At 65.1% G+C, this 24394-nt stretch carries 24 protein-coding genes, 1 tRNA gene, 1 other RNA gene and 1 pseudogene; 11 read left to right on the forward strand and 16 right to left on the reverse strand.

What is annotated here, in order from left to right; genetic code table 11:
- Positions 1–771: pseudogene (locus ABIE57_RS17545) on the reverse strand (helix-turn-helix domain-containing protein); the annotation flags it as partial.
- A gap of 84 nt (positions 772–855) precedes the next feature.
- Between ABIE57_RS17545 and ABIE57_RS17550 the strand changes: the two are divergent.
- The gene (locus tag ABIE57_RS17550; protein WP_354540331.1) at positions 856–1275 is read left to right on the forward strand and encodes a tyrosine-type recombinase/integrase; all 420 of its coding nucleotides are present in this window, start codon (positions 856–858) and stop codon (positions 1273–1275) included.
- A gap of 8 nt (positions 1276–1283) precedes the next feature.
- Here ABIE57_RS17550 and ABIE57_RS17555 read toward each other — a convergent pair.
- A tRNA-Ile gene (locus tag ABIE57_RS17555) sits at positions 1284–1360 on the reverse strand.
- 90 nt (positions 1361–1450) lie between these two features.
- On the opposite strand from ABIE57_RS17555, the gene ABIE57_RS17560 reads away from it, so the two are divergent.
- Genes ABIE57_RS17560 through nthA form a run of 3 tightly spaced genes read left to right on the forward strand, consistent with a single transcriptional unit; the run spans position 1451 to position 2715 of the window.
- The gene (locus tag ABIE57_RS17560) at positions 1451–1792 is read left to right on the forward strand and encodes a ScnB-like protein (RefSeq protein ID WP_354540332.1); all 342 of its coding nucleotides are present in this window, start codon (positions 1451–1453) and stop codon (positions 1790–1792) included.
- The gene (locus ABIE57_RS17565; protein WP_354540333.1) at positions 1785–2063 is read left to right on the forward strand and encodes an SH3-like domain-containing protein; all 279 of its coding nucleotides are present in this window, start codon (positions 1785–1787) and stop codon (positions 2061–2063) included. The genes ABIE57_RS17560 and ABIE57_RS17565 overlap by 8 nt, the downstream gene beginning before the upstream one ends.
- Positions 2053–2715, forward strand: coding sequence for a nitrile hydratase subunit alpha (nthA, locus tag ABIE57_RS17570; protein WP_354540334.1), 663 nt, complete (start codon positions 2053–2055; stop codon positions 2713–2715). Before ABIE57_RS17565 ends, nthA begins: the two co-directional genes overlap by 11 nt.
- 129 nt (positions 2716–2844) lie before the next feature.
- Here the strand turns inward: nthA and ABIE57_RS17575 are convergent, their stop codons facing one another.
- The 7 genes from ABIE57_RS17575 to ABIE57_RS17605 all read right to left on the reverse strand — a co-directional run bounded on the left by ABIE57_RS17575 (position 2845) and on the right by ABIE57_RS17605 (position 12259).
- The gene (locus ABIE57_RS17575; protein ID WP_354540335.1) at positions 2845–3564 is read right to left on the reverse strand and encodes an SDR family oxidoreductase; all 720 of its coding nucleotides are present in this window, start codon (positions 3562–3564) and stop codon (positions 2845–2847) included.
- Positions 3561–5084, reverse strand: coding sequence for an AAA family ATPase (locus ABIE57_RS17580; RefSeq protein ID WP_354540336.1), 1524 nt, complete (start codon positions 5082–5084; stop codon positions 3561–3563). The genes ABIE57_RS17575 and ABIE57_RS17580 overlap by 4 nt, the downstream gene beginning before the upstream one ends.
- 52 nt (positions 5085–5136) lie before the next feature.
- Complete coding sequence (locus ABIE57_RS17585; protein WP_354540337.1) at positions 5137–6729, reverse strand: ABC transporter ATP-binding protein; 1593 nt, start codon at positions 6727–6729, stop codon at positions 5137–5139.
- Positions 6726–7832: an ABC transporter permease gene (locus ABIE57_RS17590; RefSeq protein WP_354540372.1), complete on the reverse strand. Its 1107-nt coding sequence runs from the start codon at positions 7830–7832 to the stop codon at positions 6726–6728. The genes ABIE57_RS17585 and ABIE57_RS17590 overlap by 4 nt, the downstream gene beginning before the upstream one ends.
- Before the next feature lie 94 nt (positions 7833–7926).
- The gene (locus ABIE57_RS17595) at positions 7927–9021 is read right to left on the reverse strand and encodes a microcin C ABC transporter permease YejB (protein ID WP_354540338.1); all 1095 of its coding nucleotides are present in this window, start codon (positions 9019–9021) and stop codon (positions 7927–7929) included.
- A 30-nt stretch (positions 9022–9051) separates the two neighbouring features.
- A complete protein-coding gene (locus tag ABIE57_RS17600; protein ID WP_454283779.1) occupies positions 9052–10986 on the reverse strand; it encodes an extracellular solute-binding protein in 1935 nt (644 codons plus the stop codon).
- Positions 10987–11134: 148 nt separating this feature from the next.
- Positions 11135–12259 carry a c-type cytochrome gene (locus tag ABIE57_RS17605; protein WP_354540339.1) on the reverse strand — a complete coding sequence of 375 codons (1125 nt, stop codon included), beginning with the start codon at positions 12257–12259 and terminating at the stop codon, positions 11135–11137.
- Positions 12260–12379: 120 nt separating this feature from the next.
- Between ABIE57_RS17605 and ABIE57_RS17610 the strand changes: the two genes are divergently transcribed.
- The gene (locus ABIE57_RS17610) at positions 12380–13222 is read left to right on the forward strand and encodes a prephenate dehydratase (protein ID WP_354540340.1); all 843 of its coding nucleotides are present in this window, start codon (positions 12380–12382) and stop codon (positions 13220–13222) included.
- 141 nt (positions 13223–13363) lie between these two features.
- On the opposite strand, the gene ABIE57_RS17615 is transcribed toward ABIE57_RS17610, so the two are convergent.
- From ABIE57_RS17615 to nudC, 3 genes are all read right to left on the reverse strand, one after another.
- Positions 13364–14065: a DUF4145 domain-containing protein gene (locus ABIE57_RS17615; protein ID WP_354540341.1), complete on the reverse strand. Its 702-nt coding sequence runs from the start codon at positions 14063–14065 to the stop codon at positions 13364–13366.
- A gap of 187 nt (positions 14066–14252) precedes the next feature.
- Positions 14253–14720, reverse strand: a complete 468-nt coding sequence (locus ABIE57_RS17620; RefSeq protein ID WP_354540342.1) for an SRPBCC family protein — start codon at positions 14718–14720, stop codon at positions 14253–14255.
- A gap of 46 nt (positions 14721–14766) precedes the next feature.
- The gene (gene nudC, locus ABIE57_RS17625) at positions 14767–15738 is read right to left on the reverse strand and encodes an NAD(+) diphosphatase (RefSeq protein ID WP_354540343.1); all 972 of its coding nucleotides are present in this window, start codon (positions 15736–15738) and stop codon (positions 14767–14769) included.
- 207 nt (positions 15739–15945) lie between these two features.
- On the opposite strand from nudC, the gene ABIE57_RS17630 reads away from it, so the two are divergent.
- Entirely contained in the window at positions 15946–17907 is a 1962-nt protein-coding gene (locus ABIE57_RS17630; protein WP_354540344.1) for a bifunctional 2',3'-cyclic-nucleotide 2'-phosphodiesterase/3'-nucleotidase, read from the forward strand.
- Positions 17905–18002: signal recognition particle sRNA small type (gene ffs, locus ABIE57_RS17635), an RNA gene on the forward strand. Before ABIE57_RS17630 ends, ffs begins: the two co-directional genes overlap by 3 nt.
- On the opposite strand, the gene ABIE57_RS17640 is transcribed toward ffs, so the two are convergent.
- Positions 17989–18483: a protein-tyrosine phosphatase family protein gene (locus tag ABIE57_RS17640; protein ID WP_354540345.1), complete on the reverse strand. Its 495-nt coding sequence runs from the start codon at positions 18481–18483 to the stop codon at positions 17989–17991. The two genes, ffs and ABIE57_RS17640, sit on opposite strands and share 14 nt — an antisense overlap.
- A gap of 6 nt (positions 18484–18489) precedes the next feature.
- Positions 18490–19326 carry a KPN_02809 family neutral zinc metallopeptidase gene (gene ypfJ, locus ABIE57_RS17645; protein ID WP_354540346.1) on the reverse strand — a complete coding sequence of 279 codons (837 nt, stop codon included), beginning with the start codon at positions 19324–19326 and terminating at the stop codon, positions 18490–18492.
- 118 nt (positions 19327–19444) lie between these two features.
- Between ypfJ and ABIE57_RS17650 the strand changes: the two genes are divergently transcribed.
- From ABIE57_RS17650 to ABIE57_RS17665, 4 genes are all read left to right on the forward strand, one after another.
- On the forward strand, positions 19445–21184 hold the full coding sequence (locus tag ABIE57_RS17650; RefSeq protein ID WP_354540347.1) for a DNA polymerase III subunit gamma/tau: 1740 nt from the start codon (positions 19445–19447) through the stop codon (positions 21182–21184).
- A gap of 67 nt (positions 21185–21251) precedes the next feature.
- Positions 21252–21596: a YbaB/EbfC family nucleoid-associated protein gene (locus ABIE57_RS17655; protein WP_354540374.1), complete on the forward strand. Its 345-nt coding sequence runs from the start codon at positions 21252–21254 to the stop codon at positions 21594–21596.
- A 70-nt stretch (positions 21597–21666) separates the two neighbouring features.
- Positions 21667–22260: a recombination mediator RecR gene (gene recR, locus ABIE57_RS17660; protein WP_354540348.1), complete on the forward strand. Its 594-nt coding sequence runs from the start codon at positions 21667–21669 to the stop codon at positions 22258–22260.
- Positions 22261–22298: 38 nt separating this feature from the next.
- Entirely contained in the window at positions 22299–22628 is a 330-nt protein-coding gene (locus tag ABIE57_RS17665; RefSeq protein WP_354540349.1) for a DUF1294 domain-containing protein, read from the forward strand.
- Positions 22629–22634: 6 nt separating this feature from the next.
- Here ABIE57_RS17665 and ABIE57_RS17670 read toward each other — a convergent pair whose 3' ends face one another.
- Positions 22635–23093 (reverse strand): hypothetical protein, encoded by a 459-nt coding sequence (locus ABIE57_RS17670; RefSeq protein ID WP_354540350.1) that lies wholly within the window; start codon positions 23091–23093, stop codon positions 22635–22637.
- 114 nt (positions 23094–23207) lie between these two features.
- Complete coding sequence (locus ABIE57_RS17675; protein WP_354540351.1) at positions 23208–24329, reverse strand: beta-ketoacyl-ACP synthase III; 1122 nt, start codon at positions 24327–24329, stop codon at positions 23208–23210.
- Positions 24330–24394: the final 65 nt, after the last annotated feature.

Below are 24394 nucleotides of genomic sequence, written 5' to 3' on the forward strand. Positions count from 1 at the left end.
TCGTCTTATCCCTGAACTCGTCTGCTGCTTTGACCACCACATAAGCCGGGCTGGTGATCAGGTCATATGACTTGAGCAGTCGATACACGGAAGCTTCTGACACAAAATACCTTTTTGTGTCGGTGAAGCGGACGGCCAGCTCCCGCGGGGACAAGTCCGGCTCGTTGAGCGCCAAATCTACAATCTGCTCACGCACAGGGTCCGGGATACGGTTCCAGACCCTGGACGGCCGTGATGGGCGGTCTTCCAGCCCCTCCGGGCCGTGCTCGACGTAGCGATCATACCAGCGGTAGAAGGTCGTCGGTGGAATCCCGATCCGGGTCAGCGTTCGACGGACCGGAAGGTGCGATTGCTCAACGATGCGAATGATCTCGAGCTTCTCGGATGCCGGGTATCTCATTCGCGGTCGCCCCCAACCCCGCTCATGTTTTTTTTGAGGACCCGGTTCTCAAGGGTCAGGTCAGCGACCACCTCCTTGAGGGCCAGAGACTCGGCACGTAGATCCTTGACCTCAGTGCTGGTAGCCTGACGCATCGTATCACCTGCCAGGCGTTTCTTTCCCGCTTCGAGAAATTCCTTCGACCAGCTGTAATACAGGCTCTGGGCGATCCCCTCCCGGCGGCACAGCTCTGCGATGCTGTCCTCACCGCGAAGGCCAGCCAGAACAATGCGGATCTTCTCTTCCGCGCTGTGAATCTTGCGGGTTGCGCGGCGGATATCTTTGACGACCTTCTCGGCCTCGGCTTTCGTTGTCACGGGTTTCTTGCTCATCTTCGCTCCATGAAGGCTACGATGAGCCGGAAACCCTCCGTTCCGCAATATGCCTAAACTGTCCCATGGGTGCTGACGTCAGACATGCCGGTGAGTATCATCATCCATCCCGATCTAGCCGAAGTGCTGGCCGATCTGCCCGACGACAGGCCATTTCTGGCTACGGTTTATGGCAAGCCCCGCTCGCCGAATGGCCTTGGCAATGCAATGCGCAACTGGTGCGACGCGGCAAATTTAAGCCTCTGCACCTCTCATGGCCTGCGAAAGGCATGTGCGCGGCGCTTGGCAGAAGCAAGCGCAACCCCTCATGAGATCGGCGCGGTTACCGGCCACAAGACGCTGGCAGAAGTCCAGAGATACACTCAGGACGCTTTCCGCGAAGGTCTGGCCGACTCTGCCATGGGAAAGCTGATGGCGCGTCCAAACGGGGAACAAACCGTGGTGAACCTTCCTAACAGGTTCACCACTAATTCCCCCAAGTCTCTGAAAAAAGGGGGTAAATAAATGGGATTTGGTAGGCCCGGAGGGACTCGAACCCCCAACCAAGGCGTTATGAGCGCCCTGCTCTGACCAATTGAGCTACAGGCCCGGCCTGATCCCCTGCTACCATGTCGCGGGCGGGCGTCAAGACTTTCGTGCGGGCTGGACAGGGGGCGCGGGCGGGCCTAGCATCAGCGCCATGAGCGATTGGGATGGCAGGCGCTGGCACGACATGGGCGGACAGGCGGCGGGCCTCGTGCCGATGGAGGGGCACGATTTCGCGCTCTGGGAAAAGCGTGTGGATGCGCTGATGGTGCTCTGCGGGCAAAAGGGCCTCTTTACCGTGGACGGGCTGCGCCGCGCGCTGGAAGACATGGGCGAGGAGGCGTTCGAGAAGATGAGCTATTACGAGCGTTGGATCGCCGCGGTGAACCAGAACCTGCTGGAGGCCGGGGCCTATAGCCTTGAAGAGCTGGCCGCCCGCATGGACGAGGTGGCACGGCGCGGCGAGAGCTATGGCGAGGCGCAGGCAGATGGCTGAGCGCGTGCGGGTGAAGGCGCTGACGCCGCCGGGCCATGTGCGTGCGCCGTGGTATCTGCGCGGCAAGCTGGGGGTGATCGAACGGCCCCTTGGCGCATTCGCCAATCCCGAACAGCTTGCCTATGGAGTGCCCGCCGAGGAAAAACCGCTTTACCGTGTGCGCTTTACCATGGCCGAAATCTGGGGCGACGCGGCAGAGGTCCCCGCCGACACGCTTGATGCCGAGATCTACGGCCACTGGCTCGAGAGGGTGGACAGCCATGCCCCATGATCATCACGACCACGATCACGATCATTTCCACCATGACGGGATGAGTCCCTCGGGCCATCCCTATCGCGGCGACAATGACGGCCCGCTCAGCTATTGGCAGCGGATGGAGATCGCGGTGCGCGAACTCATGGTGGAAAAGGGCCACCTCACCCCTGCCGAGATCGCCGCGCAAATCGAGGCGATGGATGCGCGCAGCCCCGCCAACGGCGCGGCGGTGGTGGCACGGGCCTGGGTCGATCCTGATTTCAAGGCACGGCTTCTGGCCGATGCGTCAGAGGCGAGCCGCGAGATGGGGTTCGATATCGGCCCGCTCAACCTGATCGCGGTGGAGAATACCGCCAATACCCATAACCTCATCGTTTGCACGCTTTGTTCATGCTATCCGCGCAACCTGCTGGGCCTGCCGCCCGACTGGTACAAGACCCGCGCCTATCGCAGCCGCGCGGTGCGCGAGCCGCGCAGCGTCTTGCGCGAGTTCGGCCTGGACTTGCCCGATGACGTGACCGTGCGCGTCCATGACAGCACCGCCGACATGCGCTATATCGTGCTGCCCGCGCGCCCCGAGGGGACCGAGGGCATGGACGAGGCGCAACTGGCCGCACTGGTCACGCGGGATTCGATGATCGGCACGGGGGTGCCGCACAAGCCATAATCGCCCATAATCGCAGAGCCGCGCGCGTGAGGCGAACCCCCGACCTGATCCGGCCCGATATCATATGTGCATGGCCTGCGCTCGGGCTGCCCCTTGGCCGGGTTTTGCGCCGCAGTTGGCACGCCCCCCTCACCCCCGCCCGATATAGGGCATCTTGGTGGCCATCAGCGTCATGAACTGCACATTGGCCTCAAGCGGCAATTCGGCCATGGAGAGCACCGCGCGCCCGACATGGTCGACGTCCATCGTGGGCGGCGGGGCGGCGGGATTGGCGGCGATGATTCCCTCCAGGAGCTCGGTGCGCGCATTGCCGATGTCGATCTGCCCGCAGGCGATGTCAAAGGCGCGCCCGTCGAGGCTGAGCGTCTTGGTCAGCCCGGTGATGGCGTGTTTCGTTGTTGTATAGGCAACCGAGCCTTCGCGCGGCGCATGGGCCGAGATCGAGCCGTTGTTGATGATCCGCCCGCCCTTGGGCACCTGCCGCCGCATCTGCGCAAACGCCGCCTGCGCGCAGAGAAACATGCCGTGCAGGTTCACATCGACCACCTGCCGCCATTCGTCATAGCCCAGCTCGTCGATGGGGGCCGCGCGCCCGAAGGCACCTGCGTTGTTGAAAAGCACGTCGAGACGGCCCGCCTGCGCGACAAAATCCTGAAAACACCGCGTCACGTCTTCGGGCGATGTCACGTCACCTTGCAGGATCACGGCTCCCGCATGGCCCTGTGTCACCGCCGCCAGCGCGTCCGCGCGCCGCGCCATCAGCCCCACGCGCCAGCCCGCCCCCAGAAATGCGCGCGCGCAGGCGGCCCCGATCCCGGCACTCGCCCCGGTGATGAGAATGCTTTTCATTCCTCTGCCTCCAGCTTCAACGGTGCGCTCGGCACCTCCAAATCCGCGACCGAAAGCGGCGCGGAGGGTTTCGAGAGCCGGTTGCGCACCACCCAGTAGAGCCGCTCCTCGGCCCGCGTGATCGCCACATAGGCCAGCCGCTTCCAGAGCGGCTGCCCCGCCTCCGAACGACCCATGCGCGCCGCCACCTGGATGTCAGGCCCGAACACCTGCACATCGGGCCATTGGCTGCCTTGCGCCTTGTGGATCGTCACCGCCGCACCGTGCAGAAAGACTGCCCCCATATTGGCGGCGAAGGGGATGAACGGCTCTTGCTCGTCGGGCTTCTCGATCTTGACGATGGAGGCCGCCGAAAGGCGCGGCTCCTCTGCCCCGATGATATGGAGCCGCGAGAACCCCGCGCGCTTGCCGGGGCCGAGATAGACCACCTGCGCCCCCTTGATCAGGCCGCGCGCCTCCAGATCCAGCCGCTTCTTGCGGTGTTTCAAGGGCAGTTCGATCCCGTCGCAAACCAGCGGCTCGCCGGGCAGCAATGCGGCCTCGGGGGCCTCGTGCACCGCCCGAAAGGCATTGATGAGGCGTATGCGCGTGGCGTTGCGCCAGACAAGGACGGGCGAGCGCGCCATCAGGTCCACCTCGACGCGCTCGGCCCATCTCACCCGCTCGTCGCGGCGCGCCGCCTCTTCGATCATCTGCTCGAAACTGTAGAAATCCAGCGCCGGATCGGCCAGCGCGTGCGCCAGATCGAGGATCGGATTGCCCGCCTCCTGCCGGTGGATGCGGCTGAGTTCCAGCCGCGCGGGCGCGGGCAGGCTCTCGAACACCATGCCGCCCGTGGACTTGACAGGCGGCAATTGTGCCGGGTCGCCAAAGAGGATCAGGGTCGGGAAAATCTCCTGCAGGTCCTCGAATTGCTGCGCATCGAGCATGCTCGCCTCATCGACAAGGCCGATATCGAGCGGCTCTTCGCGGCGTTTCCAGCCGGTGATGAAATCCGACCCGCGCAGGCCCGCCGCCGCCAGCGCGCCGGGGATGGATTTCTGCGCCTGATAAAACGCCAGCGCCCGGTCGAGCGCCAGATCGGTCAGCCCCTCGATCACCGGTTTCTCGCCCTGACCCGCCAGCCATTCGGCGATCTTTTCGTATTCGGGGTGATAGACGGGGGTGTAAAGGATACGGTGGATGGTGGTGGCGGGCACGCCGCGCATCCGCAGGACGCTTGCCGCCTTGTTGGTGGGTGCCAGAATGGCCAGCGTGCGCCGCTCCCGCCGTCGCCGCCCCTCCCAATCGCCGGAAATGGTCTCGACGCCCGCCTCCTCCAGCGCGCGGGTGAGCGCCGCCAGAAGCAGCGTCTTGCCCGACCCGGCCTTGCCCAGCACGGCCAGCACCGCGCGCCGCCCCTCGTCGGGGGGCATCAGCGTGCCACCCTCGATATCCACGCCCACACCGCGCAGCGCCTCTGCGATGCGGTCATGGGCCTCGGCCTGATCGGGGGAATATGTCAGCGCGGTCTCGGTCACGGGCGCGACCCTAGCGCCGCACCGACCCACGCGCCAGCGAAAGCCGCGCGCCTCACCCCTGTCGCCGATCCAGTGCCGCCGCCAGCAATGTGCGCGCATACTCCGTCTGCGGTGCGGTAAAGAGCGCGTCCGCCTCCCCCGCCTCGATCACGTCACCGCCCTTCATCACCAGAACCCGGTGACTCATGGCACGCACAACGTGCAAGTCATGGCTGATGAACAGATAGGCCAGACCGTATTTCTGCTGGAGCGCGCGCAGAAGGTCCACGATCTGCACCTGCACGGTCATGTCGAGCGCGCTTGTCGGCTCATCCAGCACCACCAGTCTGGGGCGCAGGATCATGGCGCGCGCGATGGCGATGCGCTGCCGCTGCCCGCCGGAAAACTCGTGCGGGTAGCGGTCCATCATCGCGGGGTCGAGGCCCACCTCATCCATTACCTCGCCCACCAGATCGCGCTCGGGTCGCCCGCCGGGATTGCCATGCACGCCCAACCCCTCGGCGATGATCTGCGCGGCGGTCATGCGGGGGGAAAGGCTGCCGAACGGATCCTGAAAGACGATCTGCATCTCGGCCCGCCGCCGCCGCAATTCCCGCGTGGACCAGCCATGCACATCCTCACCCGCGAAGCGGATCGCACCCTCCGAGGCAATGAGCCGCATGATCGCCAGCGCCAGCGTGGTCTTGCCCGACCCGCTCTCGCCCACGATGCCCAGCGTCTCGCCCGCCCGCACCGTCAGCGTGGCGGCATTGACGGCCTTCACATGCCCCACCGTGCGTTTCAGGAGACCTTTCTGGATCGGGAACCACACCCGCAGGTCGCGCGTCTCGGCCACCACCGGCGCGCCCTCGGGCACCGGTGCCGGCCCGCCCGTGGCGCGCGCGCCCAGCAATTTGCGGGTATAGGGGTGCTTTGGCGCGGCAAACACCTCCGCCACAGGCCCCGCCTCCACGATCTCGCCATCCTTCATGACGCAGACCCGGTCGGCAATGCGCTGCACGATGCCCAGATCATGGGTGATGAAGAGAAGGCCCATGCCCTCCGCGCGCTTCAACTCCGCCAGAAGCTCCAGGATCTGCGCCTGAATGGTGACATCGAGCGCGGTGGTCGGCTCATCGGCAATGAGAATATCGGGCTTGTTGGCCAGCGCCATGGCGATCATCACCCGCTGCCGCTGCCCGCCCGAGAGCTGATGCGGATAGGCCCCGAGACGGCTCTCCGCCTCGCGGATGCCCACCCGTTCGAGCAACTCGATGATCCGCCCGCGCGCCGCCTCGCCGGTCAGCCCCTGGTGCAACTCAAGGCTCTCGCGCAACTGCTTTTCCAGCGTGTGCAGCGGGTTGAGGCTGGTCATCGGCTCCTGAAAGATGAAGCTGATATCGTTGCCGCGCACCTGCCGCAGATGCCGCTCATTCGCACCGATCATCTCGCGCCCGGCATAGGTCACGCTGCCCGACACCTCGGCCGAGGAGCCCAGCAGCGACACCGTGGACAGCGCCGTGACCGACTTGCCCGAGCCAGATTCGCCGACCAGCGCCACCGTCTCGCCCCGGTCCACGCTGAAGCTGACCCCCTTCACTGCCGGGATCACCTGCCCGTCCTGCCGGAAACTCACGCGCAGATCGCGCACCTCGAGCACGCTCATTGAAAGGTCTTTCTGGGGTCAAACGCGTCGCGCACGCCCTCGAAGATGAAGACCAGGAGCGACAGCATGATGGCAAAGGCGAAGAAGGCGGTAAAGGCCAGCCACGGCGCTTGCAGGTTCTGCTTGGCCTGAAGCGTCAACTCGCCCAGGCTTGGCGCTGAAGAAGGCAACCCGAAGCCCAGGAAATCCAGACCGGCCAGCAGCGAAATCGTGCCGGTGATCACGAAAGGCAGCATCGTCAGCGTCGCCACCATCGCATTGGGCAGCATGTGGCGGAACATGATCGTGATGTTGCCCACCCCCAGCGCCTTGGCCGCGCGCACATATTCGAGATTGCGCGCGCGCAGGAACTCGGCCCGCACCACGCCCACCAGCGCCATCCAGCCAAAAAGCACGGTGATCACCACCAGAAGCCAGAAACTTCGCGGCAGGATCGCAAACAGGATGATGATGACATAAAGCTGCGGCGTAGAGGACCAGATCTCGATGATGCGCTGGAAAATCAGATCGGTGCGCCCCCCGAAATAGCCCTGCACCGCACCCGCGAAAATCCCGATCACCGATGACAGAAGCGTCACGATCAGCGTGAACATCACCGACAGGCGAAAGCCATAGATCACCCGTGCCAGCACATCGCGCTTGGTGTCATCCGTGCCCAGCCAGTTCTGCGCATTGGGCGGCAGCGGTGCCGCACCGGGCCGGTCCACCGTGGTGGTATAGCTGTAGGGAATGGGCGGCCAGATCGCCCAGCCGCGCATCACCTCTTGGCCCGCCACCACCCCGCTTTCGGCCTCAGCCATCACACCCTCGGGATCATCAAGGCAGGGCTCGAGCCCGCCCGTGGCGATCAGGCAGCGCACTTCCGGATCACGATAAATCGCCTCGGTCTCGAAATCGCCGCCAAACGCCGTCTCGGGGTAGAAACGGAAAATCGGCATGTAGAAGTCGCCGCGATACTGCACGAGGATCGGCTTGTCATTGGCCACGAACTCGGCAAAGAGCGTCACCGTGAAGATCATCGAAAAGAGGATCAACGACCAGAAGGCGCGCCGGTTGCGCCGGAAATTGCGCCAGCGGCGCTGGCCCAGCGGCGAGAGACGGATCACCGCGCCCCTCCTTCTTCTGGCCTGAAATATCCCGGGGGGGTCGCGCCAAAGGCGCGGCGGGGGCAGCGCCCCCATGATGCGCGACCCATCCTCAGCCCTCCCGCTTCTCGAAGTCGATGCGCGGATCGACCAGCACATACATCAGATCCGACAGGATGCCGACCACGAGGCCGATCAGCCCGAACAGGAACAGCGTGCCGAACATCACCGGATAATCCCGGCTTACCGCCGCCTCGAAGCCCAGCCGCCCCAGCCCGTCGAGGCTGAAAATCGTCTCGATCAGCACGGAGCCACCGAAGAACACCCCGATGAACACCGCCGGAAACCCCGCGATCACGATCAGCATGGCGTTGCGGAAGACATGCCCGTAAAGCACACGGCGCTCCGACAGACCCTTGGCGCGGGCGGTCATGACATAGTGTTTCTTGATCTCGTCGAGAAAGCTGTTCTTCGTGAGCAGCGTCAGCGTGGCAAAGGCCGAGATCGTGGAGGCGATGACCGGCAGGGTGATGTGCCAGGCGTAATCGCCGATCTTGCCCAGAAGGCTCAGGTCGCTGAAATTATCCGAGGTGAGGCCGCGCAGCGGGAAAATCTGGAAATAGCTGCCCCCCGCGAAGAGCACCAGGAGCATGATCGCGAAGAGAAACGCCGGGATCGCATAGGCCACGATGATCACGCCGGAGGTCCAGGTGTCGAACTTTGTCCCATCCCGCACCGCCTTGCCCACGCCCAAGGGAATCGACACGATATAGGCGATGAGCGTGGACCAAAGCCCCAGCGTGATACTGACCGGCATCTTTTCCAGCACCAGATCGAGCACGTTTATCTTGCGGAAATAGCTCTCGCCAAAATCGAGACGCATGTAGTTCCACATCATGTTGAAAAACCGCTCGAGCGGTGGCTTGTCGAGGCCGAATTGCTCTTCCAGCTCCTTGATGAGTTCGGGCGGCAGGCCGCGCGCGCCCAGATAGCGGTCATTGCCGCCCGCCGCGCCGATCAGGTCCTGCCCGGTATCCGAGCCCGACCCGGCAAAACTCTCGAAGACATTGCCCTGCCCCTGCATATTGGCGATCATCTGCTCGACGGGGCCGCCGGGGACGAACTGCACCAGCGCGAAATTGATCACCATGATGCCCAGAAGCGTCGGAATGATCAGCGCCAGACGCCGCAGGATATAGGCCCCCATCTCAGTGGCTCTCCCCGATCACAACCCGCCTCACAGCGCGCCCGCAGCCTTGAGCGCGGCAGCCTTCTCCGCGTTATACCACCAGAAATCGAGCACGCCGGAGGCATAGGGCGGCAAGGAGTCGGGGCGCTCATACATGTCCCAATAGGCCACCCAGGAGCGATCGAGATACCAGGTCGGGATCATGAAGAACTCGTGCCTCAAGGCCCGGTCAAGCGCCATAAGCGCCACGTTCTGCGCCTCAAGCGTCGTCGATTCGAGCGCGCGGTCAATGAGCGTATCCACCAGCGGGCTTGCCAGCCCCGCCGGATTGAAGAGGCTGAACGCCGCCTCCTGACTGCCGTAACGCTGATGCAGCCCGGTGCCCGCCTCAAGGAAGGCCACGTAGCTGTCAAAGATGATGTCGTAATCGCGGTCGCGCTCGCGGGCGGTGTATTGCGCGGCGTCGATCTTGTCGAATTTCGCATCGATCCCCATCAACGCGAGGTTCGACACGAAGCTTTCCACCACTGCGGACATGGTGGCCGATCCGGAGGCGGAAATCGGGATCTCGATGGTCAGCACCTCTCCGGCGGCATTGCGCCGCTTGCCGTCCCCGCCCACGGCCCAGCCCGCCTCATCGAGAAGCTGCATGGCCCGGCGCAGGTTGCGCCGGTCGTTGAGCCGGTCGGGATTGGAGCTATGCGCCATCACCGCCGGTTCGCTCAGCATCTCTTGCGGCACCAGATCGCCCAGCGATTTCAGCATTGCCAATTCGTCACCCTTGGGCAGTCCCTCGGCCTGCAAGGGCGTGTCCTGCACGAAGGAATGGCGCTGCCGGAACAGGCCGTATTGCAGCGACTGGTTGGTCCACTCGAAATTGAAGCCAAGCGCAATCGCCTGCCGCACCCGCTTGTCCTTGAGCACCTCGCGACCGAGGTTAAAGACGAATCCCGACGGCGTCGGCGGCAGCCCGTCGGGCAATTCGGCCCGCACGACATGCCCCTGCCGCACGGCGGGAAAGTCATAGCCGGTGGCCCAGGTTTTGGAATTGCCCTCGGGGCGGAAGGTGTAGATGCCCGCCTTGAACGCTTCAAAAGCGGCGTTGTCATCGGCGAAATACTCGATCCGGATCGTATCGAAATTATGCCGCCCCACATTGATCGGCAGGTGCCACCCCCAGTAATCGGGATTGCGCGCGTAAACGATATTGCGGTTCACGTCATAGCTCTTGACCTGATAGGGGCCCGAGCCCGGCGCCGCCTCCAGCCGTGGCTCATCGAGCCGCGCGCCCGTGGCCTCATACCACGCGCGCGGAAACACCGGCGTGCCGCCGACCTGATCTATGAGCGACCGGCGCGAGATCCCTTCCGCAAACTCGAACCTGACCTCGTGATCGTCGAGCGCCTCGGCCCCGATCACCCGCCGCCGGACCGCCTCGGCATAGGATCGCAGCCCCTGATCCAGAAACAGGTTGTGCGAGAACACGACGTCCTGCGCGGTCACGGGCGTGCCATCGGCAAACCGCGCCTCGGGGCGCATGTGAAAGATCACCCATGTCTTGCCGCGATTGTATTCAAGGCTCTCGGCGAGAAGGCCGTATCCCTCGTTGTAGCGGTCCCCCGGCAGCGGCTCCCCGGTGGCCTCGGATCCGCCCAGAAGGCTCTCATAGACCATCCACGACAGCCGCCCGGCGCGGCCCTTGCGCGAATAGGGGTTCATCGAATCGAACGTGCCGGGCGCATAGAGCGAGATTTCGCCGCCCTTGGGCGCGTCGGGATTCACATAGTCGAAATGCGCGTAATCGGCGGGATACTTGAGGTCGCCGAAAAAGGAATAGCCATGCGCGCGGATGATCTCCTCGTCGCTGGCCCGTGCCTGACCCGGCAGGATCACCGGCAGCGCGCTCCCGGCCAGAAGCGCCCCCATGCCCGAGAGGGCAGTGCGGCGGCTCATGGGAAATCCGGCGTGCGGCGGTTGGCTCATCTCGTCCTCCTGTCGGATAGCGCGCGTTGGCCGCGCCTTGCAGGGCAAGCTAGGCGGGGCAGGCCTGTTGTTCAAGCGCGGAAGGAGTCATGACACGCAAAGGCCGCCGTCCTCGCGGACAGCGGCCTCTTGACATCGGCATATCGGCTCAGTTGCCGACGCTTTGCAGATACCCGATCAGGTTGGCGCGGTCGCGCTCGTCCTTCAGCCCCGGAAAGCCCATCCGGTTGCCCGGCGCATAGGCGCGCGGATTCTCGATCCAGGCGCTGAGCTTGTCGAGGGTCCATTCCCCCTCCAGCCCCGCGAGCGCATCGGAATAGCTGAACCCGTCTGCCGAGGCGATATCACGGCCCACGATCCCGAAGAGCGACGGTCCGGCCTTGTTCTTGCCCGCCTCGACGGCATGGCAGGCAGCGCAGCGGCGAAAGAGCTTTTCACCCTCGGCCAGGTCGGCGGCGGCGACAAGCGCGGCAAAGTCATTGGCGGTCGAGGCTTCGGCGGCAGGTTCTTGCGTCGCCTCGGGTGCGGGTTCTGCGGCAGCTTCCTCGGTCGCCTCGGGTGCGGCCTCTGCGGCGGCTGCCTCCTCGGTCGCCGCAGGTGCGGCCGCTTCGGGTGCGGCCTCGGCGACGGCCTCTTCCGCGGGGGCCTCAACTGCGGCCTCTTCCTCGGCGGGCGCTTCTTCGGTCGCCGCGGGCTCGGCGGGGGCTTCTTCTGCCGGGGCCGTTGCGGCGGCGGGCATCTCGTAGGTGGTGCCGTCGGTCTGATCGAGGAAGGCGATCAGGTCGGCACGGTCCTGGGCCTTGCGCAGACCGGCATAGCCCATCGACGTGCCCGGCGCATAGCCCTTGGGGTTCTCCAGGAAGGCATTGAGCGCCTCGGGCGTCCAGACATCGACCACAGCCGTCAAGGCACCGGAATAGGCCCCAAAGCCTTCGGCCACGCCAACATCGCGCCCGACGACGCCATAAAGATACGGACCAGCCTTGTTCTCACCCTTTTCAAGCGCGTGACAGGCGGCGCAGTTGCGGAACACTTTTTCGCCATTGGCCATATCGGCGGCGGCGAAAAGCTCGGCAAAGCTCGGTCCGGCCTCGGCCACGACATCTGTCGCATCATCGGCACCGGTATCAATCACGAAGCCTTGGACGCGCTCATCGCCATGGCCGCCGCCCGTCGCATAAAGGGACTCTGCTACCCAGCCGCCCAGAAGAAAGACCAGCAAGGAACCGCATAGCGCACCCGTGGCCTTGGTCAGTGTCATCGTGTCGAACATTGGCTCGCTTCCGTTTGCTCTGTCGCTTGGGCGCGTATCTATCCGCTTCCCCTACCGCCGCGCAAGGTGTAGTTTCCGCGACCAAACGCCCGACCGGGCCAGAATTGCACGGAAATCACCATGACCAAGCGCATCGCCTTTCAGGGAGAGCCGGGGGCCTATTCCCATCAGGCCTGCCACGAGACCTTTCCCGGCATGGAGGTTCTTCCCTGCCGCACCTTCGAGGATGCCATCGCGGCGGTTCGCGACGGCGCCGCAGAGCTTGCCATGCTGCCCATCGAGAATTCCACGTTCGGCAGGGTGGCCGACATTCACCATCTGCTGCCCCATTCCGGGCTGCATATCGTCGGCGAGGCGTTCGTGCGGGTGCATATCAACCTCCTGGCCCTGCCCGGCGTGCGCCTCGACCAGATCGAGAGCGCGATGAGCCACACCATGCTTCTTGGTCAGTGCCGCGCCTTTCTCGGGCGCCACGGCATCCACCGCGTCACCGGTGCCGACACTGCCGGATCCGCGCGCCACGTGGCCGAAGAGGGCCGCCCCGAGATGGCCGCGCTGGCCAGTGAACTGGCCGGCGAGATTTACGGCCTCGACGTCATCGCCCGCCATATCGAGGACGAGGGCACCAATACCACCCGGTTCCTCGTCATGGCCCCAGAGCCGGATTTCACCCCGCGCGGCGAGGACGGGATGATGACCACCTTCGTCTTTCAGGTGCGCAACATCCCCGCCGCGCTCTACAAGGCGCTTGGCGGCTTTGCCACCAATGGCGTCAACATGACCAAGCTGGAAAGCTATATGGTGAACGGCTCGTTCACCGCGACGCAGTTCTACGCCGATATCGAGGGGCACCCCGACGACGCGGCCGTCGCGCGCGCGCTCGATGAGCTGGATTACTTCACCTCGGACGTGACCATTCTGGGCGTCTACCCGGCCGATCCGCGACGCCACGGCGAAGGCTGACGGACTGTTGCCGCGCGTGGCCGGAACATCCGGGGGCTGGCCGGGTGTGTATGGGTGGTGGATATTGGTTGGTATGCGGGGGGTTGGCGGCGGGTGCAGGGGGAGGCGGTAGCTCGCTCGATTTGCGAAGACGGTCCAGCACTATTGAATTTTCGTCTTTGACTTTTTCGGACTACGTTTGGGAACTCCTTGGTCAAGTTCAGCACCAATTTCCTCGAGTAAAAAAGCGCGATGAAGGAATGCCTCAAGGATCGTGATCATATTATCAAGCTGCTTGGGCTTCGGCTGCCATCCTCGATGTGCTGCGGCACTGCCTGCGTCAATAAGCGCAGTTAAAACCTTGACTTCCTTCTCAGTAATGTGACCCATAACCTTTAAGTCGTTAAGTTTTTGTTTGAATGTCTTTTCCGGGTCGATTCCGAGAAGCTCTGAGGCACGATCAAAAACCGTTCGCATTCCTATTGCAGACAGAACTGCCAAATTGTTACTTAGTGCTGTATATACGTCACCGAATAATGAAGCAAGAACTCGATCTTCAAAACCAATATCGCTGACCCATTCCGGCGGTCGCCGCTTTGCCGCAGGCGGCCAATAGTGAATAGTTTCGATGTATTCTTGCACATCTTTTCTACGTTCCTCATCGAAGTAATATCGGCAATCCTCAGAGTTCGAACTCACTGATTTGAAATAGTGTTGGCCACAACCACGACATTCCAAGACGCGAAAATAAGTCTCCGCATCAAAATCACATTCGTGATATTCTTCCTTATGTTCTGCGACTACATCTGCACGTTCAGATCCGCATTTTGGGCAATGGCCAGCTTCAAACTTCTTTTCAGACAAGGCTTGCTATCTCCGACCATTCGTTTCCATGTTTCCGAACATTTACTCTATAGCCAGATAAATTTCCATCTTCTTCTGTATCAATAGCGATCGTAATCGTGTAGTTGCTGACCGTCCACTTTGGACTCCAACCAGCCCCTCACCGCATACCCCCAGCCGCATCACACCCGGCTTGCGCCCACGGCGCTCAGGACGCGCGCTTGTAGCGCTCTTCCACGTCCATCGCGTATTCCGCCACCCTCAGGCGAAAGCGTTTGGACATGTTCCCGCGGGCCAGCTTGAGCGATTGCACGATAAGCCGTCCGGCGAACGTGCGAGGCTCTAGCGTCAGATCGACCGTGAGCCGTGTGCGCGCGCGCGACAAGGCGATGAGGCCCACCGTCATGCGTCCCTCCAGCGTCGTCGCCTCGGCCGCCACCTTGATCCCGTTCGGGGGGTCGTAATCCGCAAGCCGCACGGCCAGATCGCGCATCCGCCCGCGCAGCTTGAACGTCGCGCGCCAGCTCATGCCGACGCCCGGCGCTTTCAGGCTGTCCGTGCGCTGCACATCCGCGCCCCGGCGCAACGCCGCCCGCTCGAACCGCGTGAAATCCGTTATCTCGGCAAAGACATGCTCGATCGGTGCCTCGATGTCTTCCTTGCTGGTGAACTCCATTACTCGTCCCGTTTTGCCGCTGATCCTGCCCGGTGCCACTCTCGCCTCAATCGAGCCGGTCGGCAAGCCAGTTCCTGAGCAGGAAATGCGCCACGGCCCCCTTGCGCGCGGGCAGAACCTCGGGATGTTCCCCGGCAAAGGCGGCAAGGATTTCCTCACGGCTCATCCAGCGCGCGGCCTCTATCTCTTTCGGGTCGATGGTGATCGCATCACTCAGCGCCTCGCCACGGCAGCCGAGCATCAGGCTGGCGGGAAACGGCCAGGGCTGGCTTGCCAGATAGCGGACCTCTCCGACGCGCACACCCGCCTCTTCCCGGACCTCGCGGCGCACGGCGGCCTCTACGGTCTCGCCCGGCTCGACGAAACCCGCAAGCAGCGAATACATCCCCTCGGGCCAGCCCGGAGAGCGTCCCATCAGCACCGCATTGCCATGGGTGATCAGCATGATCACGACCGGATCGGTGCGCGGGAAATGCTGCGCGCCGCAGGCATCGCAGGCCCGTTGCCAGCCCGCCCGGATCATCCGGCTTTTCGCGCCGCAACGCGCGCAATGGCGGTGGCTCTCGTGCCAGCCGAACACCGCCTTGGCGGTCGCGGCCAGTTCCGCATCGCGCGGGCTAAGCGTGCTCATCACGCGCCGCAACTCGGCGAAGACCGCCCCCTCGGGCAGGTCGGGATGTGCCTGTTCCGAGGCGTCGAGGAAGGTATCGAGCTGATCGGGTTCAAGCCCCGGCGGCACCCAGGCCGAGATGTCATGCGCGAGGACAAGATCGCCGCCCGCCGCGCGCCCGAGCAGAACGGGCGGCACCTTGTAGCGCTTCAGAACGGGGTGATCCGGGGCGAGCGTGACCAGCGCATCGAGCGCCGGTCCGGCCAGAAGCGGCTTGCCGCGCCAGAGCACCACCGCGCGCGCCCGCCCTTCGGCCAGCGCCGTTGCAATCGCGCCGTCATCGCCGCGAATATCGTCCGCCCGGTCAAGCCCCGAGCCGCCGAATGTCACCTCTTCCGCCTGCCGCATGAGCCCTCCGTTCCGCTTGGGTCCAAAGACACCAGCCCGGCGCGCAAGGCAAGACAGCCTAACCAATGGTTCACACTGTCGCCACAAGGCTGAAACACAACTTAAAGAATATTGAATGTCAAAATAACATCTTATCCTATCTCAATGCAGGTCGCTTCCTGCCCCTGATGCCTTTGGCGAGCAAGGTCGCCTCCCCTCCAGCCCGATTTGCAGGTCAGACCCGTGTTCCAGCCCGTGCCCGCCACCGAAACGCAGTCCCCGACCGGCCCCACGTTCACTCTGCGTCTGCTGGCCACCTCGGACGTGCATGGCCATATCCTGCCACAGGATTATTTCACCGGTCGGCACGATACCCCCGTCGGCCTTGCGCGCCTTGCCACGCTCATCGCGCAGGCCCGCGCACAGGCGGGGCCGGAGAATTGCCTGCTGCTCGACAATGGCGATTTCCTGCAAGGCACGCCGCTCACCGACCTCACGGCGCGGCCCGGCAATGGCTGGCGCGGCCGCCATCCCGTGATCCGGGCGATGAACCTGATGGGCTATGATGCCGCCGCCCTTGGCAACCACGAGTTCAATTTCGGTCTGGACTGGCTTTGCGATACCCTGTCACAGGCCAGGTTCCCGGTGCTCTGCGCCAATGCCGTGCGCGCGACCGGCAGATCACCGCTCGAGGACACGCCGTTCCTGCCATCCGTCACGATCCTGACCCGCCACTTGCGCGCCACCGACGGCGGCAGTCACGAGATCCGCATCGGCCTGATCGGCCTTACCCCGCCGCAAGTGACGGTCTGGGACCACGCCCATCTCGCGGGCCGTATCACCACCCGCGACATGGTCGAGACCGCCCGCCACTGGGTGCCGGAGCTGCGCGCGCGCGGGGCCGATATCGTCATCGCCCTCGCCCACACGGGCATTGACGCAGGCCCCGACCGTCCCGGCATGGAGAACGCGGCGCGCGCTCTGGCGCGCGTGCCCGGGATCGACGCGCTCATCGCCGGGCACAGTCACCGGATCTTTCCGGGGCCTGACCACGCGGGCACCGATGGCGCGGATATGGCGCGCGGCACGCTTTGCGGCGTGCCCTGCGTCAAGCCGGGCTATGCCGCCTCTCATCTCGGGCAGATCGACCTGCACCTCGGGCGCGGCGCGCGGGGCTGGCAGGTCACGGGCCACGCGGTCACGCTGCACCCCGCAGCCGGGGCCCCGCCCTGCCCACGCCTCACCCGCGCGCTGGCCCGCGCCCATGCCCACACCCTGCGCCTGATCGACCGTGCGCTTGGCGAGACGCGGGCACCGCTGCACAGCTATCTGGCATTGGTGCGCGACGATCCGGGCCTTGCCCTCGTCAACACCGCGCAGGCGGCGGCGCTGGCCGAGGCCATCCGCGATACACCCTATGCCGCGCTGCCGCTTCTGTCAGCCTCGGCCCCCTTCAAGACCGGCGGGCGCGGCGGCCCGGATCATTTCACCGACATCCCCGCAGGCCCCGTGCGGCTGCGAAACATCGCCGATCTCTACGGCTTTCCCAACACGCTCTACGGCCTCCTGGTCACCGGGGCGAACCTGCGCGACTGGCTCGAACGCGCGGCGATCTGCTTCAACCGCATCACCCCCGGCGCACCCGGCCAGACGCTGCTTGATCCCGCCATTCCCGGCCATGTCTTCGACGTGATCGCGGGGCTGTCCTATGCCATCGACCTCACCTCTCCGGCCCGGTATGACCTTGACGGTGCGCTGGTCTCACCGCAGGCGCGGCGCATCCGCGGCCTGACGCATCGCGGCCATCCGGTTGCCGATAGCGACCGTTTCGTGATCGCCACCAATTCCTATCGCGCCTGGGGGGGCGGGCCGTTTCCGGCCCTGGCCGAGGGTCGCCTGATCCACCAGTCGACCCGCCCGGTCCGCGACCTGATCGCCGATCACGTCGCCAGGCTTGGCCCGATTGCGCCCATGCCCCCCGGCACATGGCGCTTTGCACCGCTGCCCGACACAAGCGTGACCATCGAGACGGGTCCCGGCTTGCGCGCATACCCGCAAGAGATCGAGGCCCTCGGCGCGCAGGATCATGGCCTTGACGCAAAAGGCTTCCTGCACCTCTCGCTGCCCCTGCCTCGGGCCGCGCACCCTTCTCTTGCGAATCCCGCCGCAGCCGCCTATATCCCGCGGTGAGAGGTTGGCGCGGGCAGGCACCTCGCCAACCCGGTCAGGTCCGGAAGGAAGCAGCCGTAACGAGCCCCGCTTGGGTCGTTGTCAGCCTCTCACCTTTCCCTGCATCGCCCATGCCATTTGCGCTTCTGTCTCGATCGCGCAGGGCCGCAAGCCGCGCAACCGCGCCAGCGCCGCCTCCGGCACCTCTCCCGCCTCGACCATCAACCGCAAGACCGCCATGCCCGAACGCCCGCAGCCGCCCCGGCAATGCACCAGCACCCGGCCACCGCCAGCCAGCGCCGCCCGCGCCGTGGCACTGGCCTGCCCCCAGTCCTGCGCCTGATCCGGGTCCGGCACGCCGTAATCCGCCACCGGCACACCGATCCAGCGCGTGCCCGCCGCCTGCACATCCGCCGCCAGATCGCCCGCCCCGGCAGCCAGCATCTCGGCCCCGGTCGTCATCGAGATGACCAGCGCGGGCTTCCAGTCCGCCAGATGCGCCATGTCGGCGCCATAACCGCCCGACGCCCCCGGCAGGGGGGCGAGCGCCAGCGTGCCCCCACCGACATGCAAGGCGTGAATGACGAACCCGGTCACGGCGCGTCAGAGCCGATCGGCCCCGAACGTGTCGCAACGCGCCACCTCGCCGCTCTCGTAGCCGCACGCGAACCAGCGCGCCCGCTGATCGGAAGTGCCATGGGTAAAGCTGTGCGGGCTGGGCACCCGCCCCGCGCGGCGTTGCAGATGATCGTCGCCGATCATCCGCGCGGCGTTGAGTGCCTCTTTCAGATCGCCCGGCTCCAGCAACCCGTCAACCGCCCGCGCCCAGACCCCCGACAGGCAATCGGCCTGCAATTCCAGCCGCACGGTGAGCGCGTTGGCCTCGGCCTCGCCCGACGCCTGCCGCATCCGGCTCACCTCGGGCAGGATGCCAAGCTCGTTCTGCACATGATGCGCCACCTCATGCGCGATGACGTAGGCGGCGGCGAAATCGCCCTTGGCCCCCAGTTGCCGCGCCAGCGTGTCAAAGAATTCCGTGTCGAGATAGGCCTTGCGATCCGCCGGGCAGTAGAACGGCCCGCTCGCCCCCGAGGCCCCGCCACAGGGGCTTTGCGTCACGCCCGAATAGAGCACGAGGATGGGCGGGCGATAGTCCCGCCCGACCTGCGCGGGAAGCACCCGCTCCCAGACCTGCTCGGTCGTGGCCAGAACCCGCGCGGAAAAATCGGCCGCGCGTTCCTCTCCGGGGGTGGGGGCACGCGCCTCGCGCGGCGCGCCGCCCTGCCCCTCCAGCAGCGGCGTCACGTCGATCCCGGCAAAATAGCCGATGGCCAGCACCACCAGGAGACCCAGCCCGCCAATCTTCGCCCCCCCGCCGCCACCGCCGCGTCCGCGCCGGTCCTCCACATTGCGACTGCGTCCGATGCCCTTCAACCTCATCACCGATCCCCCCTCGTGACCTGCCCTGATGTTTGCCGCGCCCGGCTCAAAAAGCAAGGTGGACGGCCTGCGCCCCCGGCCTTAGGGTCTGGGAAGACGAGTCAGAAAGGTCCCCCGCATGTCCCAAGCCCCCGATACCGGCTATCAGGTCCTCGCGCGGAAATACCGCCCCGAGACCTTTGCCGATCTCGTCGGCCAGGACGCGATGGTGCGCACGCTGAAAAACGCGTTTCAGGCCGACCGCATCGCGCAGGCCTTCATCATGACCGGCATCCGCGGCACCGGCAAGACCACCACCGCGCGGATCATCGCCAAGGGCATGAACTGCATCGGCCCCGATGGCGCGGGCGGTCCCACGACCGAGCCTTGCGGGCAATGCGAGCATTGCGTGGCAATCATGGAGGGCCGCCATGTCGATGTGATGGAGATGGACGCCGCAAGCCGCACCGGCGTGGGCGATATCCGCGAGATCATCGAGAGCGTGCATTACCGGGCGGCGTCGGCGCGCTACAAGATCTACATCATCGACGAGGTGCACATGCTCAGCACCTCGGCCTTCAACGCGCTTTTGAAAACGCTGGAAGAGCCGCCCGCCCATGTGAAATTCATCTTCGCCACAACCGAGATCCGCAAGGTCCCGGTCACGGTCCTCTCGCGCTGTCAGCGGTTCGATCTGCGCCGGATCGAGCCGGAGGTGATGATCGGCCTCTTGCAACGCATCGCCGGGGCCGAGGGGGCCGCGATCACCGACGAGGCGCTCGCGCTCATCACCCGCGCTGCTGAGGGTTCGGCGCGCGACGCCACCTCGCTTCTCGATCAGGCGATTTCGCATGGCGCGGGTGAGACGACGGCCGAGCAGGTCCGCGCCATGCTGGGCCTTGCCGACCGGGGCCGCGTGCTCGATCTTTTCGATCTGATCATGAAGGGCGACGCGGCAGGCGCGCTGATCGAACTGGGCGCGCAATATGCCGAGGGTGCCGATCCGCTGGCCGTGCTGCGCGATCTGGCCGAGATCACCCATTGGGTCAGCGTGGTCAAGATCACGCCGGGCGCGGCCGAGGATCCCACCATCGGCCCTGACGAGCGCGCGCGCGGCCTTGCCATGGCCGGGGCGCTGCCGATGCGCGTGCTCACCCGCATGTGGCAGATGCTGCTGAAGGCGCTCGACGAGGTGGCCGCCGCCCCCAACGCCATGATGGCCGCCGAAATGGCCGTGATCCGCCTGACGCATGTCGCCGATCTGCCCGCGCCCGAAGACCTTGTGCGCCAGTTGCAGGCCCAGCCGCCGACCGGGGGCGGCGGGGGTGGATCCGGCCCGCGCGCCGCGCCGCAAGGCACGGCCAGCGCCCCCCGCGCGAGCATGAGCACGCATCACGGCGCGGGTCCCGTCACCGCCGCCGCCCCCGCGCAGGATACGGCCCTCGCCGCCTATGCGACCTTCGATTCGGTGCTCGACCTCATCCGCGACCAGCGCGACGCGCGCCTTTTGATCGAGGTCGAGGGCTGCCTGCGCCTCGCCGCCTATCGCCCGGGCCGGATCGAATTCACCCCCACGCCCGACGCCCCCGCCGACCTTGCCCAGCGCCTCGGCACCGCGCTGCAACGCTGGACCGGGCAACGCTGGGCCGTCAGCCTCGTCAATTCCGCCACCGCCCCCACCCTGCGCGAAGCCCGCGAGGCGGCCCGAAGCGCGCTTGAATCGCAGGCGCGCGAACACCCCTTGGTGCGCGCCGTGCTCGACGCCTTTCCCAAGGCCGCGATCCGCGACATCCGCACCGCGCAGGACATCGCCTCGCAGGCCGATGCCGAGGCGCTGCCCGAGGTGAGCGAGGAATGGGATCCGTTCGAGGAGGATTGAGCGCCTCGCCAAACCGCGCGCGATATGCTTAAAGCCGCAGCGAACCATTCAGCAGGAGATGACCGACATGTTCAAGGGTCTGGGACAGATGGGCGACATGGCCAAGATGATGAAGGCCGCCCAGGAAATGCAGCAGAAGATGGCCGCCCTCCAGGAGGACATGCATCAGATCACCGTCACCGGCGAATCAGGTGCCGGGCTGGTCAAGGCCACCTGCACCGCAAAGGGCGAGCTGAAGGCGCTCGACATCGACCCCTCGATCTTCAACGCCGACGACAAGGAAGTGGTCGAGGATCTGATCCTTGCCGCGATCAAGGACGCGCAATCACGCGCGCAGGACAAGGTCAAGGAAGAGATGGGCAAGCTTACCGAATCGATGGGCCTGCCCAAGGACATGAAACTACCGTTCTGAGCCGTGTTTCACTGTTCCTGAAAATACTCTCGCCGAAGGCGAAACCGCCCGCCTCCCCGGAGCCACACGCGTGAGCAGCACCCGCGACATCGACGCCCTGATCGACATGATGGCCCGGCTGCCGGGGCTTGGCCCGCGCTCGGCGCGGCGCGCGGTGCTGCACATGATCCGCAAGCGTGCGTTGCTGCTGTCGCCGCTGGCGGACCTCCTTCAAAGCGTCGCCGCAACCGCGCGCGAATGCCGCATCTGCGGCAATATCGGCACGGCAGAGGTCTGCGACATCTGCGCCGCGCCCAAACGCGCCAATGGACAGATCTGCGTGGTCGAGGATGTCGCCGATCTCTGGGCGATGGAACGCGGGCACGCCTTCAAGGGCCGCTATCACGTGCTTGGCGGCACGCTCTCGGCCCTCGATCAGGTCGGTCCCGAAATGCTCCGCATCCCCGAACTGGTCGTCCGCATAGAAGCCGAAGGCATCACCGAGGTGATCCTCGCGCTCAATGCCACCGTCGACGGCCAGACCACCGCGCATTACATCGCCGATCAAATTGAAGGCAAAGTGTCGCTCACATCGCTCGCACAGGGTGTTCCCATCGGCGGCGAGTTGGACTATCTCGACGATGGCACGATCAGCGCGGCGCTCGCGGCGCGCAAATCGTTCTGAGCCTGCGCCGCTGACCATCCACCACCCGGAAAGACGCCATGCATCCCCTGGCCTTCGCCTTTTTTTACCTTGGGGTTCTCAATATCCTGACCTTCGGCCTGTTCTGGTGGGACAAGCAATGCGCCATCCAGCGCCGCTGGCGCGTGCCCGAAAGCACGCTTCTGACGCTCTGTCTTGTCGGGGGTGCCTTCGGTGCCAAGACCGGTCAGGGTGTGTTCCGGCACAAGACCCGCAAGGAGCCGTTCCGCAGTTCGCTGAACGCGATCATGGTGCTGCACCTGGCCTTTGCCTCGGCGCTCCTCGTTCCGGGCTTTCGCGCGCAGGTCATGGCGCTCCTGCTCGACACCACAACCGCGCTCTTCGGCTGACCGCGCTCAGTGCACTTCGTCCTCGAGGTTCAGCTTCATCTCCAGCAGAACCTGTTGCAGATGGGTTGTCTCGCGCAAAAGCCGCTTGGCTTCGTTGACAGAGATCACGCCATCCTCGATGCTTTGCTGATACTCCCCCATCAGGATCGCAAACCGCTGCGCCAGCGCAATGACATCGCTGTTGACCGATGCCCGCTCCCGCGTGTTGCGCAGGCTCTCGGTGAGGCTCAGGTTGATGCCCTTCAGGTCCGCCAGCGCCGAGGTCACATGCGGATAACTCGCCGCCTGTTCAAGGGCTGCCACCGCATCCACCGGCATGAACCTATCGGCATGTTCCTCGTGATCGGAATAATAGCGCCCCAGCGTCGCCTTGGATTTGCCGGTCAGCTTGCAGGCGGCCTCGATGCCCACGTCCTTGACCAGCGCCTCGGTGTGCTTCTTGAGATAGCTTCCGATCACCGACATACCTCGACCCCTTGTCACAGCCCGTCTTTCGCAGGGCAGGTTTTGCCTTAAACCGTCTGTTCCGGAATGTCATTTTCAAATCATGCGTTGAACAGCAATGGGTGAACGCCCGCCTCAGCCCCGCTCCACCAGCACGGACCCCACCGAATACCCCGCCCCGAAAGAACAGATCAGACCCTTGTCGCCGGTTTGCAGGTCGCCCGAATGCTGCGCGAAGGCGATGATCGACCCCGCAGAGGAGGTATTGGCATAGTCCTGAAGGATATTGGGCTGTTCCTGCGGCTCCGGCACACGCCCCATGACCTTGCGGCCGATGAAATCGTTCATCGTCTTGTTGGCCTGATGCAGCCAGAGACGCCGCAGATCCGCCGCCGTCACGCCCTCCTCCGCCATGTGCCCGAGGATATGCGCCGAGACCATCGGCAACACCTCCTTGAACACTTTCCGCCCTTCCTGCACGAAGAGCATGTCGCGCCGGTCGGCCATGCCATCGGGCCGCGAGCGGCGCAGAAAACCGTTGTTGTTGCGGATGTTGTTGGAAAACTGCGTGGCGCAGCGAGTCGAGAGGATGCGGAAATGCGCGCCCTCCGCCTCCTCCGCCGCCTCGATCACCAGCGCGGTGCAGACATCGCCGAAGATGAAATGGCAATCCCGGTCGCGCCATTCCAGATGCCCCGAGCAGATCTCGGGGCTGACCACCAGCGCGCGGCGCGCGCTGCCCGCCCGGATCATGTCGGCGGCGGCCTGAATCCCGAACGTGGCCGAGGAACAGGCCACGTTCATGTCAAAGGCAAACCCGCCCGCGCCGAGCAACGCCTGTGTCTCGATCGCCACCGCCGGATAGGGCCGCTCGTGATTGGACGCAGCGCAGATCACGAGGTCGATCTCGCCCGCCTCCCGTCCCGCCTGCGCCAGCGCCTCGCCACAGGCCTCAAGCGCCATTTCCGCCATGATCCCCGGCTCGTCATCGCTGCGCGCGCGCAACAGCGGGTGCATCACCTCCGGGTCCAGAACCCCCGCCTTGTCCATCACGTGGCGCCGCTCGATCCCCGAGGCGCTGAGGATGAAGTCCGGCGACGAGAGCCCCTTGGCCTCGATCCCGCCCGACGCGATCTCAGCCGCATGACGCGCGTTGAACGCCTCGGCATAGGCGTTGTAGGCCACCACCAATTCCTCGTTGGTGATCACCTCCGGCGGCGTGAACACACCCGATCCCGTAATCGCGGGCTGCACCATGGTCTTGCTCCTCAGGTTTCAGGCCAGATCACCGGAAACGCGCCGCCCCGTCAAGCAGGACATCG

This window comes from Roseovarius sp. MBR-6, assembly GCF_040547525.1.
Taxonomy (GTDB): domain Bacteria; phylum Pseudomonadota; class Alphaproteobacteria; order Rhodobacterales; family Rhodobacteraceae; genus Roseovarius.

Excerpts from the sequence above, each read along its gene's own strand:
- ABIE57_RS17575 (WP_354540335.1), bottom strand. The coding sequence starts at position 3,564 with ATGAAAAGCATTCTCATCACCGGGGCGAGTGCCGGGATCGGGGCCGCC.
- ABIE57_RS17605 (WP_354540339.1), bottom strand. The coding sequence starts at position 12,259 with ATGTTCGACACGATGACACTGACCAAGGCCACGGGTGCGCTATGCGGT.
- ABIE57_RS17650 (WP_354540347.1), top strand. The coding sequence starts at position 19,445 with ATGTCCCAAGCCCCCGATACCGGCTATCAGGTCCTCGCGCGGAAATAC.
- ABIE57_RS17565 (WP_354540333.1), top strand. The coding sequence starts at position 1,785 with ATGGCTGAGCGCGTGCGGGTGAAGGCGCTGACGCCGCCGGGCCATGTG.
- nudC (WP_354540343.1), bottom strand. The coding sequence starts at position 15,738 with ATGCGGCAGGCGGAAGAGGTGACATTCGGCGGCTCGGGGCTTGACCGG.
- ABIE57_RS17560 (WP_354540332.1), top strand. The coding sequence starts at position 1,451 with ATGAGCGATTGGGATGGCAGGCGCTGGCACGACATGGGCGGACAGGCG.
- ABIE57_RS17600 (WP_454283779.1), bottom strand. The coding sequence starts at position 10,986 with ATGAGCCAACCGCCGCACGCCGGATTTCCCATGAGCCGCCGCACTGCC.
- ABIE57_RS17620 (WP_354540342.1), bottom strand. The coding sequence starts at position 14,720 with ATGGAGTTCACCAGCAAGGAAGACATCGAGGCACCGATCGAGCATGTC.
- ABIE57_RS17655 (WP_354540374.1), top strand. The coding sequence starts at position 21,252 with ATGTTCAAGGGTCTGGGACAGATGGGCGACATGGCCAAGATGATGAAG.
- ABIE57_RS17610 (WP_354540340.1), top strand. The coding sequence starts at position 12,380 with ATGACCAAGCGCATCGCCTTTCAGGGAGAGCCGGGGGCCTATTCCCAT.
- ABIE57_RS17675 (WP_354540351.1), bottom strand. The coding sequence starts at position 24,329 with ATGGTGCAGCCCGCGATTACGGGATCGGGTGTGTTCACGCCGCCGGAG.
- ABIE57_RS17595 (WP_354540338.1), bottom strand. The coding sequence starts at position 9,021 with ATGGGGGCCTATATCCTGCGGCGTCTGGCGCTGATCATTCCGACGCTT.
- ypfJ (WP_354540346.1), bottom strand. The coding sequence starts at position 19,326 with ATGAGGTTGAAGGGCATCGGACGCAGTCGCAATGTGGAGGACCGGCGC.
- ABIE57_RS17665 (WP_354540349.1), top strand. The coding sequence starts at position 22,299 with ATGCATCCCCTGGCCTTCGCCTTTTTTTACCTTGGGGTTCTCAATATC.
- ABIE57_RS17550 (WP_354540331.1), top strand. The coding sequence starts at position 856 with ATGCCGGTGAGTATCATCATCCATCCCGATCTAGCCGAAGTGCTGGCC.
- ABIE57_RS17585 (WP_354540337.1), bottom strand. The coding sequence starts at position 6,729 with ATGAGCGTGCTCGAGGTGCGCGATCTGCGCGTGAGTTTCCGGCAGGAC.
- ABIE57_RS17670 (WP_354540350.1), bottom strand. The coding sequence starts at position 23,093 with ATGTCGGTGATCGGAAGCTATCTCAAGAAGCACACCGAGGCGCTGGTC.
- nthA (WP_354540334.1), top strand. The coding sequence starts at position 2,053 with ATGCCCCATGATCATCACGACCACGATCACGATCATTTCCACCATGAC.